The sequence below is a fragment of the Clostridioides sp. GD02377 genome (assembly GCF_045899875.1).
In the GTDB taxonomy this organism is placed as follows: Bacteria; Bacillota; Clostridia; order Peptostreptococcales; family Peptostreptococcaceae; genus Clostridioides; species Clostridioides difficile_A.
The window spans coordinates 1-15,414 of record NZ_JBJODA010000033.1; the positions used below are offsets into that span (position 1 = coordinate 1).

Sequence of the window (15,414 nt, forward strand, 5' to 3'; positions counted from 1 at the left end):
CATTTTTATACAATAAATTAAGAAGGAGAATAATATTATGAAATTTGAAGAAGTATTACCATTAATAAAAAATGGAGAGAAAGCGTTTAGATTAGGTTGGAATGGAAAAGGGATGTTTGTAGTTAGACAAAAGGGTTATCCAGATGGAATCCCTTGCAATAAGCAAACAGCAGAGGTATGGAATTTAAAAGAAGGAGATTTGTTTAAATGTAATCCATACTTACAAATAAAAAATAGTAATGGTTCGCATTCAATGTGGGTTCCTAGCACTGGAGATATATTTGCGGAGGATTGGGAAGTAATAAGATAAAAGGAGAATGAATTATGGAGATTAAGGAAAACACACAAGATGTAGCATCAGAAAGAAAAAATTCCCTAGATTCTGAATTCAAGATATCTGCAAGTGGTGTATGCTATATGGTTGAGTTCATACAAGAATCTAGGGAAATCATAAAGGAATTAGATAAACATTTTGAAAGTTGTCTAGATGTTTTATCTAAGGCAAGACTCTAAATATTTTGAATATGCTATATCAAGCATGGTTTGTCAATTTAGAAAATCAGTTCGATAAAAAAGAAAAATAAACATTAAAGATTAAATAGAGAGGTTAAAAATATGAGCAATAATATAAATGATTTGAAAGAGAAATACTTTTGTAAGTGTCCATATTGTGGATTTGATAATGAGGTAGAGGTTAAGAAAGAATTAAAACCTAAGATATGTTGTTTATGTAAGACGGAAATTGAATATAAAGAAAAAACTGAACCAAAATTAAATATTTTAGTCCAACCTAAAGTTGATATTCTATGCTCTAATAGCTCTACTATGAATGGAGTAGACACTTCAATTGATATAAAACTTTCTTTAACTAATAGAGTTATTGGTAACTTAACCAATGAAGATGTGAAATATGAAATAATAACATGCTTTAATAAATGTTTAGAGGAGATTAATAGAAAAATTGGAAGTGAAGAAGTAATCAATAAATTGGAATAATATTTATTCCCAAAACGACAAAAACGAGGTGGTGATGTGCAAGATGTCAAAGAAAAGGTAAAACAAGATTATCTAAAAGGTATGAAACAAAAGGAAATATCAGCAAAGTATGACATTAGTTTAAACACTTTAAAATCATGGATAAAAAGATACAATTGGGCTAGTGAAAAAAAGAAAGGTGCACCTAAAAATAAAAGGGGTGCACCTATAGGTAATAAAAATGCTACTGGTCCACCTGGTAATAAGAACGCTGAAAAGTTTGGTTTCTTCTCAAAATACTTACCCGAAGAAACTCAAGACCTAATTAATGAGATAAAGAATAAAGATAAATTCGATATTCTTTGGGAACAGATAACAATTCAATATGCAGCAATAATAAGAGCACAAAAGATAATGTATGTTAAAGATAAAGAAGAAATGATTAAGGAACTCAAAAAACATGAAAGTACAGAAAATGGCGAGAAGATAGAATATGAATTTCAATTTGCATGGGATAGGCAAGCATCTTTTCTTAATGCACAGAGTAGGGCAATGAGTGAGTTAAGGAGTTTAATTAAGCAGTATGATGAAATGATTCATAAGGATTGGAATTTAGCTACAGAGGAGCAGAGAGTAAGGGTAGAAGTATTAAAATCAAAGATAAACAGTCAAGAAAGTAAAGAGGATAAACTTGATAGATACTTTGATAAGCTTGAAAGTGTGATAAAAAATGATTGATGAATTATATCATAGTAAACAGATTGAAGTCCTTGATTTTGCTTTGAATAATGACTATTTCATGTTAATCAATTATGGAGCTAAAAGGACAGGTAAAACAATAATTGATAATGACTTATTCTTACTTGAGCTCAGAAGGGTTAGAAAAATAGCTAATGAGCTAGATATTAAGCTTCCTCAATATATTCTAGCAGGTGCAGATTTAGGAGCTTTACAAAGAAATGTACTAAATGAACTTACAAATAAGTATGATATTGAGTTTAAGTTTGACAAACATAATAGATTTGTACTTTTTGGAGTTCAAGTGTGTTGCTTTGGGCACTCAAAAACAAATGATTTAGGTAGAATAAGAGGTATGACTTCATTTGGAGCATACGTAAACGAAGGTACAGTTGCAAACGAAGAAGTATTTAATGAAATAAAATCAAGATGTAGTGGTGAAGGTGCTAGGATACTTGTAGATACTAACCCCGATCAACCAGAACATTGGCTAAAAACTAACTTTGTAGATAAAACAGATGGTAAAGTCATTCAATCATTCCATTATAGACTGGATGATAATATATTTCTAAGTGAAAGATACAGAGAAAATATTAAAAAATCTACTCCTAGTGGTATTTTTTATGATAGGGACATAAATGGATTATGGGTTTCAGCAGATGGACTTGTTTATCAAGATTTCAATAAAGATATTCACTATATATCTAAATATAAATTGAATGATATTAACTTTGTAAGATACTTTGCAGGTGTTGACTGGGGTTATGAACATTTTGGAGCGATTGTTTTAATTGGAGAAGATGATAAAGGTAATTTATATCTATTAGAAGAACATTCAGCTCAACACAAGGAAATTGACTACTGGATAGATAAAGCTAAGAGTATAAAAGAAAAGTATGGAAATATAAAGTTTTATTGTGATAGTGCTAGACCAGAACATTTAGCAGCATTTAAAAGAAATGGGATAAAAGCTTTTAATGCCAATAAAGCTAGGTTATCAGGTATTGAAGCTGTAGCTAAGAGGTTTAAAACTAATACTTTATTTGCAGTCTATGACAATGTTAATTTGTTTAGAAAAGAAATTTATATGTATGCTTGGGATAAAAATACAGGAGAACCTATTAAAAAATGGGATGATGTATTAGACGCACTTAGATATGCTGTTTATACAGATTCTCTAGGAACAGGAATTAAAGTACTTACACCAAGTGGGAGAAGGTGATAAATTGGAACTGGATATAATAAAAAAATTAATTGAACAAACTAGTAGCGGTCATAGTAATTTTGTTAGAAAAGCTGATGTAGCCGAAAGATACTATAAAAATAAAAATGACATTACAAAAGATAAAAGCCCAAGTAATATTGGTAAGGTTGATATCTCTAATAACCCACTAAGAAATGCTGACAATAGAATACCGTTTAACTGGTTTGGTTTTTTAGTAAATCAGAAAATATCGTATATGTTTACTTATCCACCTACTTTTGATATAGGGGATGATAAGATAAACTCAGCAATAACTGATGTTTTAGGCGATAGATACCCAAAAGAAGCTAAGACGCTTGGCAAGAATGCTAGTATATGTTCCAAAGCGTGGTTGCATACTTGGATAGATGATAACAATGAATTCCAATACGCTAATATAGACCCTAAGCAAGTAAAGGCAATATATTCATCAGATTTAAATAGAAAGCTTCTTGCAGTGCTTAGAGAATATAAAAAGTTAGATGAAGATGCCAGGGAGTTTGTAGTATATGAATATTGGGATAATGAAAACTGTTATGTATTTAAAAATAATATTGGAAATAGTACCTCAACAGGACTTGTTGAATTTAATAAATTTACTAAAAAGGATTTAGATACCAACTTAGAAAGTGAGACTAATGTATATAAACATAATTTTGGAGAAGTTCCCTTTATAGAGTTTCCAAACAATGATTTAGAAATAAGTGACTTAGATAATGTTAAACACCTTATTGATGTCTATGACAAAGTTTACAGTGGTTTTGTGAATGATATCGAAGATATACAAGAGGTTATTTTTGTACTTACAAATTATGGAGGAGCAGATTTAACAGAGTTTTTAAAGGGACTTAAAGAATATAAAACTATAGATTTACAAAGTACTGGTGCAGATGATAAGAGTGGTCTAAGTACAATTACAATAAATATTCCAATAGAAGCTAGAGACTCACTTCTTAAAACAACTGAAAAGCAAATATATGTACAAGGTCAAGGTGTTGATCCTAAACCCGAAAATTTCGCTAATACAAGTGGTGTAGCACTTAAATTTCTATACACTTTATTAGAGCTTAAAGCAGGACTTATGGAAACTGAGTTTAGACTAGGATTTGCCAAACTAGTGAGAATGATATGTAGGCATCTAGGATATTCACCTAAAAGGGTTTTACAAGTTTGGTCTAGGAATATGATTCAAAATGATTTAGAGTTAGCTGACATATGTTCTAAGAGTGTTGGAATAGTATCTGAAAAGACTAATTTAAAAAATCATCCATCAGTAGATAATGTTGAAGAAGAAGAAAAACAGATTAAGAAGGAAAAAGAGGAAGCCCAGAGAGAATATGAATATTTAATACCGAATGATGGTGTTATAGATGAAACATAAAGACTACTGGAAAAAGAGAGCTGAACAACTAGAAAAAGCACAAAATAACAAGAGTATAAAATATTATCTTGAATTAGAAAAACAATACAAATTAGCTATGAATAGTATAGAAAAAGATATATTAGTATGGTATAACAGATTTGCTGAAAATGAAGGAATAACTTTATTAGAAGCTAAGAAACTATTAAATAAAAGAGAGTTAAAAGAGTTTAAATGGAGTGTAGAAGAATATATAAAATATGGTAAAGAAAATGCTATAAATCAGAAATGGATGAAAGAGTTAGAAAATGCTAGTGCGAGAGTTCATATTACTAGGCTTGAAGCTTTAAAATTACAGGTACAACAACAAGTAGAAGTTTTATATGGAAATCAATTAAATAATGTTGATAAGCTAATGAGAGATATTTATACAAATGGATATAATTATACAACTTTTAATATTCAACAAGGTATTGGTGTTGGTTGGAGCTTAATGGCTTTAGATGAGAATAGAGTAAATAAGATTATCTCAAAACCTTGGGCGACAGATGGGTTAAATTTTAGTGAAAGAATTTGGGGTAAACATAGACCTGCTTTAGTAAGTGAATTACATGCTAAGTTGACTCAAAGCTTTATTAAAGGTGAAAACCCAAAAATTCTAGTAAATGAATTTGCGAAGAGGTTTAATGTATCTAAAGATAGGGCTAAAAATTTAATAATGACTGAATCGGCTTACTTTGCATCAGCTTCGAGAAAAGATTGTTTTAATAATTTACTTGTAGAGAAGTATGAGATTGTCGCTACACTAGATTTAAGGACTTCCAATATATGTAGAGAGCTAGATGGAAAAGTATTTGATATGAAAGACTATCAAGTTGGAATAACAGCTCCACCGTTTCATTGTCGTTGTAGGACAACAACAGCTCCTTGGTTTGAAGATGAAGAAGGTTACAGAGCAGCAAAAGGAGAAGATGGGAAAACTTATTATGTACCATCTAGTATGAAGTACAAAGAATGGTATGAAAAGACATCCATAACTGACAAAAAAGATGATATACTAAGTAATAAGAGTTGGTTAAAAGCAGATTTTCCAAATGAAAAGAAATTTAAAAAACATGTAGAGAAACACTTAAATGAATATGGAAATATAACTGCTGAAGAATACTTATTTACTGCAAGGAATTTGTTATCAGAACAATTGAGTAATGATGTAGAAGGATTCTTAAGTAAGGATAACTTTTTATTTAAGTATAGAAAGAGTACTAATGATTTTGCTATTGGAAGAGAAGATGGTAAAATATCAACCTTATTTAAACCCAAAGAAGGTTATAATTACTGGTTAGAGCAAATGAAAGAATATAAGGAGGTTTAGATATGAATTGTCCAGTATGTGGTAAAGATGTAGATATGTTTGATATTTGTGATAATTGTAATTGGCAAAATAGTGGACCAAAAGAAGCTAATTACAAAGGACCAAATAAAATGTCACTAAAAGAAGCTAAAGAAGCTTATGAAAGAGGTAAAAAAGTAATATAAAAGCACTTGCTAAATAATAAATTAGTAGGTGCTTTTATTATGTAAAAATAAAAGGAGAATTAAATAAAATGAAAAAAAGTGAACTTATTGCACTAGGTCTTAGTGAAGAAGATGCAAAGAAAGTAGAAGCTGAATCATTAAAAGAATTAGAAAATTATACTAATAAAATTGAGTATGAAAAGGTAAAAGAAGAATTAAAAGCATCAAAAGAAGCAATTGAAGGTTTTAAGGATGGAATGACAAAAGAGCAGATTGAAGAACTTAAAAAAGAATATGAAACTAAACTAACTGCAAAAGATGAAGATTACAAAGTTAAGTTACAAGAAAAAGAACAAAGAGAATTTGATATGGCACTAGAAAATGAGCTTATTAAACTTAATGTTCACAGTACTAAAGCAGCAAAGGCAGAACTTGATTTAGAAAAGATAAAGTATGAAAATGGTACACTTACAGGATTAAAAGAGCAGACCGACACATGGTCAACTGAAAAGTCTTTCTTAATAAAGACAGGGGAAACTAAGACTAATTATAATCCCGACAATGGTAATAAAAATACATTGAGCAGGGCTGAAAACATTGCAAAAGAAAAAAATGAGGAAGGTTCTAAAAATCCATATGCTGACGCATGGAGCATAAAATAAAAAAGGAGGATAAAGTATGTATTTTAAAGAGGTAAATTTTAATAACACACCCGAATTTCTAGCTTCTCAACACTATATTAATTTTACAAAGACAGCATTAGATACAGATGTAGTGGCTGATGAAAATGGCAGAAAGTATGTATTAGCAGGAAGCTTATTAGGTGAAAGTGGAAAGGTAGTAAAGATAACTAGAGCAGGTTCTTCGGGTAGTTATACATACACATTATCAGAAGACCCTATAGGAATTGTATTTGCAACTGTAGATGTTACTTATGGACCACAGGCAGTTGCATCAATGGTAGAAGGTTATGTAATAACTGAAAGATTACAAGGAGAGTATGTAAAAGAAGCTATAGAAACTATAAAGACAAAATTACCAAATATTAAATTTATGTAGGAGGATGAAATATGGCAAGAGTAGAGGAATTGTTGTCAGTTCAAGAACTGATAAACTATACAAAGACTAGAAAACTAAAAGAAACAATGGGAGATTTATTGTTTCCAACTCAAAAGATAGAAGGGCTTGAAATAAAGATGATAAAAGGTGCATCCAATCTTCCAGTATCAGCAAGTGTTCATGCTTTTGATACAGAAGCAGAGATTGCATCAAGAGAAGGTGCTAATTTAAGCATGGCTGAACTTGCACTTGTAAAAAGAAAAATAAAATTAGACGAAAAAGATATAATTGTACTTGAACAACCAAGAAATTCTCAAGAAGAAACTCAAATGATAAATCAAATATTTAATGATGTTGATAATCTTGTTGCGAGTGTAAATACTAGAGTAGAAGCAATGAGAATGGAAGTTTTATCAACTGGAGAACTGAATATAAATGAAAATGGAGTTAAAGCTTCTTTAAAATATGGAACTCCAACAAATCATAAAGAAACCAAAACATGGTCTACTGGAACACCAGATATATTAGGAGATATGTATAATATGGCTGATAAAATAGTTGTTGATACTGGATTTACTCCAACAAGGTCATTAACTTCTAAAACTATCTTAAATGTGATATTAAGAGATGAAAAATTAAGAAAAGCTATATTCGGTATTAATAGTGATAAATTACTTACTGTGAATGAATTAAATGCGTTTTTAGCTTCTCAATCTCTTCCAACTATTTTTACCTATGATGAAAGATACAGAGTACAAGGTAGGGATGGTAAATACACAACAAAGAGATTTTTAGATGAAAATAAATTCATACTTATGCCTGATGGCAAAATGGGAGATACTTTCTTTGGGCTAACAGCAGAAGAATTAGAATTAAGAAAGAATCCATCTATAGATATTAGTTCTGTTGGTAATATAATTGTAGAACAATACTCTACTGCTGACCCAGTCGCTAAGTGGATAAAAGCAGTTGCAACAGCCCTGCCTAGTTTTCCTTACGCCGACCAAGTACTTATGGGTACAATAAATTAGAGGTGTTAATATGGAAGCTGAAAGACTAAAAAAGCTTTTAGGGTTTAGTAGGGAAGATGATTCAAAAGATACTATATTAGAGTTTATATTAGAAGATGTAGAGGAAATAATCAAAAATTATTGCAATATATCTGTTATTCCCGAAGGGTTAAATAGTACTGTTTTAAGAATGGCTATAGATATGTATAAAAATGAGAGTCTAGGAAGTGAAGATATTGCTCTAGGCTCTATTTCTTCTATATCAGAAGGTGATACATCTGTTTCCTACAGAAGTTCAGCAAGTGAATTTAAGGAATCTTTACTCAAAGATTATAAAGCACAATTAAACAGATACAGAAAAATTAGGTGGAAATAATGAATAAAACAAGGAAAGCAATAGAAATGTTATATAGAGATAAATGCACTATAGTAGAGTACCAACCAGTTAAAGACCCTGTGACAAAACGAACTAACAACAAAGAAGTAACTGTATTAGAAAATCAACCATGTAAATTATCATATAAAAATATTACTTCTACAGAGCAAGGAGAAGTGGCTAAACTTGCACAAACGATTAAACTCTTTATATCTCCAAATATAAATATTAAGGCAGGTTCAAAACTGATTATAAATGATAAAGAATATATAAGAAGTGGGGAATCTGCTATATACCCAAATCATCAAGAAGTTGTCTTAGAATTATTTAAGGATAAAGCGTAATGGCTAGATGGGGAAGTGTTGATTTTAGAAATTTTGAGAGAGTTTGTAAAAAAATGGAGAAGTTTACAAAGATTGATTTAGATAAGTTTTGTAAAGATGCAGCAAGAGAATTAGCAGCAAGACTCTTAGGAAAAGTAATTAGAAGAACACCAGTTGATACAGGGTTTTTACGACAAGGTTGGAGTGGAGTAGCTTATGCTAGGTCGCTTCCAGTATATAAAGAAGGTAATAATTATGTCATAGAGGTGATAAATCCAACTGAGTATGCGAGTTATGTAAACTTCGGACATAGAACTAAGAATGGTAAGGGATGGGTAAAAGGGCAACATTTCTTAACTATTTCAGAAATGGAGTTACAAAGTCAAGTTGATAAGATTATAGAGAAAAAATTATTAATCTTGTTGAAAGGAGTGTTTGATGCTTAATAATATTATAGATGGAATATCTGTTAAATTAGATGGGACATTTGGAGAAAAATATACAATTTATAGCGAAGATGTAGAGCAAGGGATTAATGAACCTTGTTTTTTTATTTGTCCTCTAAATCCAAGTAAAGTACCATATCCAAATGGAAGAGAGTTGAAGAAAAATTCATTTGATGTACATTATTTTCCTAAAAGTGATAATAAGTCATTTGAAATAAATGAGATAGCTGAGATGTTACTGGAGGAACTGGAGTATATAGAAATTGATGGAGATTTAGTTAGAGGAACAAATATGAACTTTGAAATTATAGATAATGTACTGCATTTCTTTGTTGATTATAACTACTTTACTATAAAAAACAATAATACAGATAAGATGAGTGATGTCGAATTATTTGGTGGATTAAAGAGAGGTGATAAACTTGAGTAAAACATTAAATAAAGAAGATAGTTACAAATTTACTAAGGAACAGATAGTTAATTCAAGGAAGTATGTAAATAGAAAAGACTTATTAAATGCAACTTTAAAAGAAAATGAGTTATATTCCTTCTCAGAGGCAGAGGAAATAATAGATAAATTTATGAAAGGAGTGAGTTAGATGGCTTTAGGTGGAGGAACGTTTGTAACGCAGAATAAAATATTACCTGGTGCTTATATAAACTTTATCTCAGCTAAGAGGGCAACTAGTTCTCTTAGTGATAGAGGTATTGTAGCAATGCCTTTAGAGATGGATTGGGGTATTGATGAAGAAGTATTTCAAGTAAGTAGTGATGATTTTGAAAAGTATTCAGCGAAGTATTTTGGATATGATTACACTCATGAGAAGTTAAAAGGTCTTAGAGATTTATTCAAAAATATAAGACTAGGATACTTTTATAAACTAAATAAAGGTGTGAAAGCTAGTTGCACTATTGCTACAGCTAAGTTTTCGGGTATTAGAGGTAATGACTTAAAGATAATAGTTGCAACAAATATAGATGATAATGCTAAATTTGATGTTGTAACACTTTTGGATAATAAGAAGGTTGATACACAAATAGGTAAAGTCATTACAGATTTGGAAGACAATGATTATATTACTTGGAAAAAGGATGCAACACTAGAAGCTACAGCAGGATTAACTTTTACTGGTGGAACTAATGAAGCAGTTACAGGAGCAGAGTATCAAACTTTTCTTGATAAGATAGAAAGCTACTCATTTAATGCTTTAGGATGTTTGGCTATAACAGCAGAAATTAAAAGTTTGTTTGTAGAGTTTACTAAAAGGATGAGAGATAAGGTAGGAGCTAAGTTTCAAACTATTTTATATAAGAAAAGTGATTCAGATTATGAGGGTGTAGTATCTATTGAGAATAAGATTAAAGATAAAGATTTAGTAGAGTCTAGTCTAATTTATTGGACTACTGGAGCTATAGCTGGATGCGATATAAATAAATCTAATACTAATAAAAAGTATGATGGCGAGTTTGATGTTGATGTTAACTATACTCAAATACAACTTGAAGAAGCTCTAAAAACAGGTAAGTTTATATTCCACAAGGTTGGTGATGAAGTTCATGTGCTAGAGGATATAAATACTTTTGTTAGCTTTACAGATGATAAAAATGACGATTTTTCAAGTAATCAAAGCGTTAGAGTACTTGACCAAATTGCTAATGATATAGCTATTTTATTTAATACAAAGTATCTTGGTAAAGTGCCTAACGATAAGGCTGGTCGTATCTCGTTTTGGAATGACGTTGTTAAACATCACAAGGAGTTAGAAAATATAAGGGCAATAGAAGATTTTAAAACTGACGATGTTAGTGTAGAGCTTGGAAATGATAAGAAAACTGTTGTAGTGAGTGATGCTGTAAAAGTTATTAATGCAATGAGCAAACTTTATATGACTGTTTCGGTAAGTTAAAGGAGAGTGATAATAGATGTCTAAAAACGCACCTATGAATGTTAAAGATACAATAAGTGCATCTTTAGCACAATGTTTTGTAACAATAGAAGGTAAAAGATACAATTTTATGCAAGCTATTAATTTAGAAGCTAAAGTGGAGAAGAATAAAAGTGAAGTTCCAATTCTAGGGAAAACAACAAAAGGAAACAAAACAACTAGTACTACAAATACCGGAAGTTCAACTTTCCATTATAATACTTCTATTTTTAGGGAATTACTTTATAAATACAAAGAAACTGGCGAGGATATTTATTTTGACATACAAGTTACAAATGAAGACCCTACATCAGCTGTAGGAAGACAAACAGTAATACTTAAAGATTGCAATATGGATAGTGGAATAATTACTAAATTTGATGCCGATGGTGAGTATTTGGATGAAGACATGGATTTCACTTTTGAGGATTGGGAATTGGTCGAATCCTTTTCATTGCTTAAAGGAATGGAGTAAAATACACATTTATAACTTATAGATGTGTATTTTTTATTTACAAGATTAGGAGATGATTAAAATTAAAGATAAATATGAGATAAAAGATTCGATTTCTTTTGACTATAGTAAAAAAAGACCTATAGAAGAATGTGTAGGAGAAATGTATAGAAAAGCAGGTCTATATTTAGTAGATATTGCTGATAAACTTGCACTTGACACAATTGAGGGTTCATCATTAAAACCAATTACAATAAAAATTCAAATAAATGAAGATGGTATTGCAACAATAGAAAAAGAAACAAAATATTTAATTATGGAGGTAGAATAATATGAGTAATTTAAGTGCTTTTTTAGCTCAAAACGCAATAAAGGTTGATAATGTAAAATATATAGCAAGTGATAGATTTTTAGATGAAGAAGGAAAGCCAGTAAAATGGGAATTAAAAGTTTTATCTTCTGAGGAGGATGAAGCATTAAGAAGAAAATGTACTAAGAGGGTAAAAGTAATTGGTAACAATGGTAAGCATACTGGTCAATACACTAGTGAAATTGATTATAACAGTTATATAGCAGAATTATGTGTGGCATCTACAGTATTTCCAGATTTAAAGGATGTTGAGTTACAAAATTCTTATGGAGTTATGGGAGAAGCTCAGTTATTAAAAGTAATGCTTACAGCAGGAGAATATGTAAATTACACAGTAAAAGTAAATGAAGTAAATGGATTCGATACAACTTTTGAGGATAAAGTAGAAGAAGCAAAAAACTAATCAGAGGTGGCGATTTTGATGCTAGTATTACTCATTATTGTATTCAAAAGCTAAAGTGGAAACCAAGTGAATATTTAAATTTAGAAGTTAATGAGAGAGCATTAGCAGCCGCCTCAATACTTGTTAAGATAGAGGATGAAGAGGAAGCTATGAAAGAAGCTGAAAGAGAGAAAAAGAGAGGTCGAAGAAGATAATCTCTAATGTAAAAAATTTACTGATATAGTATAATAATCTTATAAAATCATTATACTAGGGGGAATTATTATGTTTTGCTCAAATTGTGGTGCAGAAATCACAGGCATAGGCAAGTTTTGTTCGAGTTGTGGGGTTGCTGTAGAAAATGAGATTATTGAAGATAATAATATTAAATCAAATGATTTAATCATTGATGCTAATGGAATAGAAATAAATATGACTGAAATTTATAGAAAATATAGAAAAGAAAAAGTAAATGCAATAAAAAATGTAATGGAAATAAGTGGTTTGAATATAAAGGAAGCAAAAAAAATAGTGGATTCTTCCTTTGAAGAGTTAAAAATCAATTTTATTGATGATACTATGAGTAATTCAGAAAAGGAAAAAATAATAAACAATCAAAATAGAAAAAATAATATTGAAAAAGCTCAACAAGAATCAGTTGCTTGTTGCCCTAAGTGTGGTTCGACATCTTTAACAGCTCAAAAAAAAGGTTTTGGTATAGGGAAAGCAGTAGTAGGAGCTAGTCTAACTGGTGGTATAGGTTTAGTAGCTGGGAATTTAGGAGCAAAGAAAGTTAGAGTTACATGCTTAAAATGTGGGAAACAATTTTGGGCAGGCAAAAAATAGATATATTCATAATAAAAACACTTACTAATTTAGTAAGTGTTTTTATTATATAAATTAACAGAAAGGAGAGTGAAAAAATATGGCTACGATACAAACATCTATAAGAATTTTCGATGGAATGACACCTGCATTTCGGCATATGACAACTGCTATGAATATAGTACTGAGTTCATTTGAGCAATTACAAAGAACTTCTAGTAATGCAGTAAATGCTAATAGCATAATAAGAGCTAGAGAAGAATTGGCAAGAGCAGAAGCTGGATTCGATAGATTAGAGCAACAGATAAGAGAGGCTGATGAACAGCAAAAAAGATTTAATGATGATGTTAGAAAAGGAGCAAGTAGTACAGATAAGTTAGTAGCAAATGCTAAAAGATTAGTAGCGACTTATGTTACTTTAAGAAGTGTTGGTGGTTTAATCAATCTAAGCGACCAGATGACAAGCACTAATGCTAGATTGGGAATGATAAATGATGGACAACAATCTGATGGCGGACTAAACAAAATGATATTTCAATCAGCAGAAAGAGCGAGAGCATCTTATTTAGATACTGCAAAAATTGTAAGCAGGGTGGGTATGAATGCAGGCAAAGCATTTAGTAGCACAAAAGAAATAGTAGCATTTGCTGAACAACTCAACAAAAAATTCGTGATTGCAGGAGCAACGACAGAAGAAACTAATTCAGCACTTTTGCAACTAACTCAAGGATTAGGTTCTGGTGTATTAAGAGGTGAAGAATTAAACGCTGTATTTGAGTCAGCACCTAACATTATACAATCAATTGCGGATTATCTTGACGTGGATATAGGTAAAATTAGAGGTATGGCAAGTGAAGGAATGCTTACAGCGGATATTGTAAAAAATTCTTTACTTGCAGCAGCAGAGCAGACTAATGCAGAATTTGAGAAGATGCCCTATACATTTAATCAAATTTGGACATCAATAAAAAACAACGCGATAATGATATTTGGTGTTATACAGAAAAAGATAGAACAATCTATGTCTAGTCGAGGTTTTCGAACCTTTGTAGATAATTTTATAAATGGATTATATGTTTTAGGTAATGTATTTTTTAATATTTTTAATGGCATTGTAAATATATTAGGAAGCCCATTTTTCCAAGCTTTTACTAATATAATTATTGTAAGTGTTAGTTTGATAACAGAAGCACTAGGTTGGATAATAAGACAAGCATTAAATGTTGCTAATATTTTTGCACAAAACTGGGATATTATTGCACCTATAGTACTTGGAGTTGCAGCCGCAATGTTAGTGTATAACAATGTATTATTACTTAGTATTGCAAATAAAGTTAAAGATATTGCACTATCTGCAAAGGATTTAGTGATGAAATTTGCACATATAATCGCAGAATCTTATAGAGCAGCTGCGTTAGTTGCTACTACTATAGCTCAAGACGGTTTAAATGCAGCAATGATGGCTTGCCCAATTACTCGGATTTTATATGGTATCATAGCAATTGTTGTAGCATTTTTTCTAGCTATAGCTATATTTAATCACTTCGCAGGAACGAGTATTTCTGCTATAGGTGTTGTTGCAGGTGCAATATCAGTTGCAGCTTCTTTTATAGGAAATATATTTATTGCAACAGGGAATTTAATAATAGATATTGTAGCTTTAATTTATAATAGTTTAGCAAACTTTGCAGAGTTCTTTGCAAACTTTTTAGATGACCCAATTGGTTCTGTTATAAGGGCAGTATCTGGAATGGCTGATGCTGTTTTAGGTATTTTAAGAAGTATAGCGAGTGCTATAGACACTATATTTGGTTCTAATTTAGCTAATGCTGTGAGTGGTTGGCAAGATAAATTACAAGGTTGGACAGATAAATTTGCTGGAGAAGCTAAAATAAAAGTTGAAAGAATTGACCCTAATGCACTTCATTTTGATAGACTCAATTATGGTAAGGCTTGGGATGCAGGCTATAAATGGGGTGATAAACTAGAAACTAACATAAAAGAAAAATTTGATATTAGCAAAATGGCAGAAGATGCAAAGAAAAAACTTGGACTTGACGACCTTTGGGACAAAAAATACGGACTTGGTGATGGATTTGGTTCAGCAGGGCTTAATTCTCCACTTGGAGATGCAGCAAAAGGAGCAAAAGATACCGCGGGAAATACAGCAAAAATGGCAAAAACAATGGACAAAAGTCAAGAAGATTTAAAATACTTAAGAGACATTGCAGAGCAAGAAACTATCAACCGATTTACAGGAGTAAACATCAAAATTGACATGAACAATACGAACAACATAAATAGCGATACGGATGTAGATGGAATAGTAAATGTCTTAAAAGAAAAGTTAGAAAATGCAATGATAGTATCAGCGGAAGGAGTAGTTTAGAAAGGAGGGATATAAATGGCTTAC

At 30.8% G+C, this 15,414-nt stretch carries 22 protein-coding genes; all 22 read left to right on the plus strand.

The window, feature by feature from the left end; translation table 11 throughout:
• The first annotated feature begins 37 nt into the window (after positions 1 to 37).
• The 22 genes from Q3304_RS19695 (at position 38) to Q3304_RS19800 (ending at position 15,390) form a co-directional block, all read left to right on the plus strand.
• Positions 38 to 310 (plus strand): DUF2829 domain-containing protein, encoded by a 273-nt coding sequence (locus Q3304_RS19695; protein ID WP_407815121.1) that lies wholly within the window; start codon positions 38 to 40, stop codon positions 308 to 310.
• Between the two features lie 14 nt (positions 311 to 324).
• Positions 325 to 513 carry a hypothetical protein gene (locus tag Q3304_RS19700; RefSeq protein ID WP_407815120.1) on the plus strand — a complete coding sequence of 63 codons (189 nt, stop codon included), beginning with the start codon at positions 325 to 327 and terminating at the stop codon, positions 511 to 513.
• A 102-nt stretch (positions 514 to 615) separates the two neighbouring features.
• Entirely contained in the window at positions 616 to 996 is a 381-nt protein-coding gene (locus Q3304_RS19705; RefSeq protein ID WP_407815119.1) for a hypothetical protein, read from the plus strand.
• A 36-nt stretch (positions 997 to 1,032) separates the two neighbouring features.
• A complete protein-coding gene (gene terS, locus Q3304_RS19710; RefSeq protein ID WP_407815118.1) occupies positions 1,033 to 1,713 on the plus strand; it encodes a phage terminase small subunit in 681 nt (226 codons plus the stop codon).
• Complete coding sequence (locus Q3304_RS19715; protein ID WP_407815117.1) at positions 1,706 to 2,935, plus strand: PBSX family phage terminase large subunit; 1,230 nt, start codon at positions 1,706 to 1,708, stop codon at positions 2,933 to 2,935. The genes terS and Q3304_RS19715 overlap by 8 nt, the downstream gene beginning before the upstream one ends.
• Positions 2,936 to 2,939: 4 nt before the next feature.
• Positions 2,940 to 4,337: a phage portal protein gene (locus tag Q3304_RS19720; protein WP_407815116.1), complete on the plus strand. Its 1,398-nt coding sequence runs from the start codon at positions 2,940 to 2,942 to the stop codon at positions 4,335 to 4,337.
• Positions 4,327 to 5,688 carry a minor capsid protein gene (locus Q3304_RS19725; protein ID WP_407815115.1) on the plus strand — a complete coding sequence of 454 codons (1,362 nt, stop codon included), beginning with the start codon at positions 4,327 to 4,329 and terminating at the stop codon, positions 5,686 to 5,688. Before Q3304_RS19720 ends, Q3304_RS19725 begins: the two co-directional genes overlap by 11 nt.
• Before the next feature lie 2 nt (positions 5,689 to 5,690).
• Positions 5,691 to 5,852, plus strand: coding sequence for a CPCC family cysteine-rich protein (locus Q3304_RS19730; protein WP_407815114.1), 162 nt, complete (start codon positions 5,691 to 5,693; stop codon positions 5,850 to 5,852).
• Between the two features lie 68 nt (positions 5,853 to 5,920).
• Positions 5,921 to 6,493, plus strand: coding sequence for a phage scaffolding protein (locus tag Q3304_RS19735; RefSeq protein WP_407815113.1), 573 nt, complete (start codon positions 5,921 to 5,923; stop codon positions 6,491 to 6,493).
• Positions 6,494 to 6,509: 16 nt separating this feature from the next.
• Positions 6,510 to 6,890, plus strand: coding sequence for a hypothetical protein (locus Q3304_RS19740; protein ID WP_407815112.1), 381 nt, complete (start codon positions 6,510 to 6,512; stop codon positions 6,888 to 6,890).
• An 11-nt stretch (positions 6,891 to 6,901) separates the two neighbouring features.
• On the plus strand, positions 6,902 to 7,921 hold the full coding sequence (locus Q3304_RS19745) for a major capsid protein (RefSeq protein ID WP_407815111.1): 1,020 nt from the start codon (positions 6,902 to 6,904) through the stop codon (positions 7,919 to 7,921).
• Positions 7,922 to 7,931: 10 nt separating this feature from the next.
• Positions 7,932 to 8,276, plus strand: a complete 345-nt coding sequence (locus Q3304_RS19750) for a phage head-tail connector protein (RefSeq protein ID WP_407815110.1) — start codon at positions 7,932 to 7,934, stop codon at positions 8,274 to 8,276.
• On the plus strand, positions 8,276 to 8,620 hold the full coding sequence (locus Q3304_RS19755) for a hypothetical protein (protein WP_407815109.1): 345 nt from the start codon (positions 8,276 to 8,278) through the stop codon (positions 8,618 to 8,620). Before Q3304_RS19750 ends, Q3304_RS19755 begins: the two co-directional genes overlap by 1 nt.
• The gene (locus tag Q3304_RS19760; RefSeq protein WP_407815108.1) at positions 8,620 to 9,045 is read left to right on the plus strand and encodes an HK97 gp10 family phage protein; all 426 of its coding nucleotides are present in this window, start codon (positions 8,620 to 8,622) and stop codon (positions 9,043 to 9,045) included. The genes Q3304_RS19755 and Q3304_RS19760 overlap by 1 nt, the downstream gene beginning before the upstream one ends.
• Entirely contained in the window at positions 9,038 to 9,475 is a 438-nt protein-coding gene (locus Q3304_RS19765) for a DUF6838 family protein (protein ID WP_407815107.1), read from the plus strand. The genes Q3304_RS19760 and Q3304_RS19765 overlap by 8 nt, the downstream gene beginning before the upstream one ends.
• Complete coding sequence (locus tag Q3304_RS19770) at positions 9,459 to 9,644, plus strand: hypothetical protein (protein WP_407815106.1); 186 nt, start codon at positions 9,459 to 9,461, stop codon at positions 9,642 to 9,644. Before Q3304_RS19765 ends, Q3304_RS19770 begins: the two co-directional genes overlap by 17 nt.
• The gene (locus tag Q3304_RS19775; RefSeq protein WP_407815105.1) at positions 9,645 to 10,952 is read left to right on the plus strand and encodes a phage tail sheath family protein; all 1,308 of its coding nucleotides are present in this window, start codon (positions 9,645 to 9,647) and stop codon (positions 10,950 to 10,952) included.
• Positions 10,953 to 10,968: 16 nt separating this feature from the next.
• Positions 10,969 to 11,445 carry a phage tail tube protein gene (locus Q3304_RS19780; RefSeq protein WP_227831613.1) on the plus strand — a complete coding sequence of 159 codons (477 nt, stop codon included), beginning with the start codon at positions 10,969 to 10,971 and terminating at the stop codon, positions 11,443 to 11,445.
• A 52-nt stretch (positions 11,446 to 11,497) separates the two neighbouring features.
• Positions 11,498 to 11,755: a hypothetical protein gene (locus Q3304_RS19785; protein WP_407815104.1), complete on the plus strand. Its 258-nt coding sequence runs from the start codon at positions 11,498 to 11,500 to the stop codon at positions 11,753 to 11,755.
• 1 nt (position 11,756) lies between these two features.
• Positions 11,757 to 12,197 carry a phage tail assembly chaperone gene (locus Q3304_RS19790; RefSeq protein WP_407815103.1) on the plus strand — a complete coding sequence of 147 codons (441 nt, stop codon included), beginning with the start codon at positions 11,757 to 11,759 and terminating at the stop codon, positions 12,195 to 12,197.
• 264 nt (positions 12,198 to 12,461) lie between these two features.
• Entirely contained in the window at positions 12,462 to 13,022 is a 561-nt protein-coding gene (locus Q3304_RS19795) for a ribosomal protein L7/L12 (RefSeq protein WP_407815102.1), read from the plus strand.
• Between the two features lie 79 nt (positions 13,023 to 13,101).
• Complete coding sequence (locus Q3304_RS19800; RefSeq protein WP_407815101.1) at positions 13,102 to 15,390, plus strand: tape measure protein; 2,289 nt, start codon at positions 13,102 to 13,104, stop codon at positions 15,388 to 15,390.
• Positions 15,391 to 15,414 lie beyond the last annotated feature (24 nt).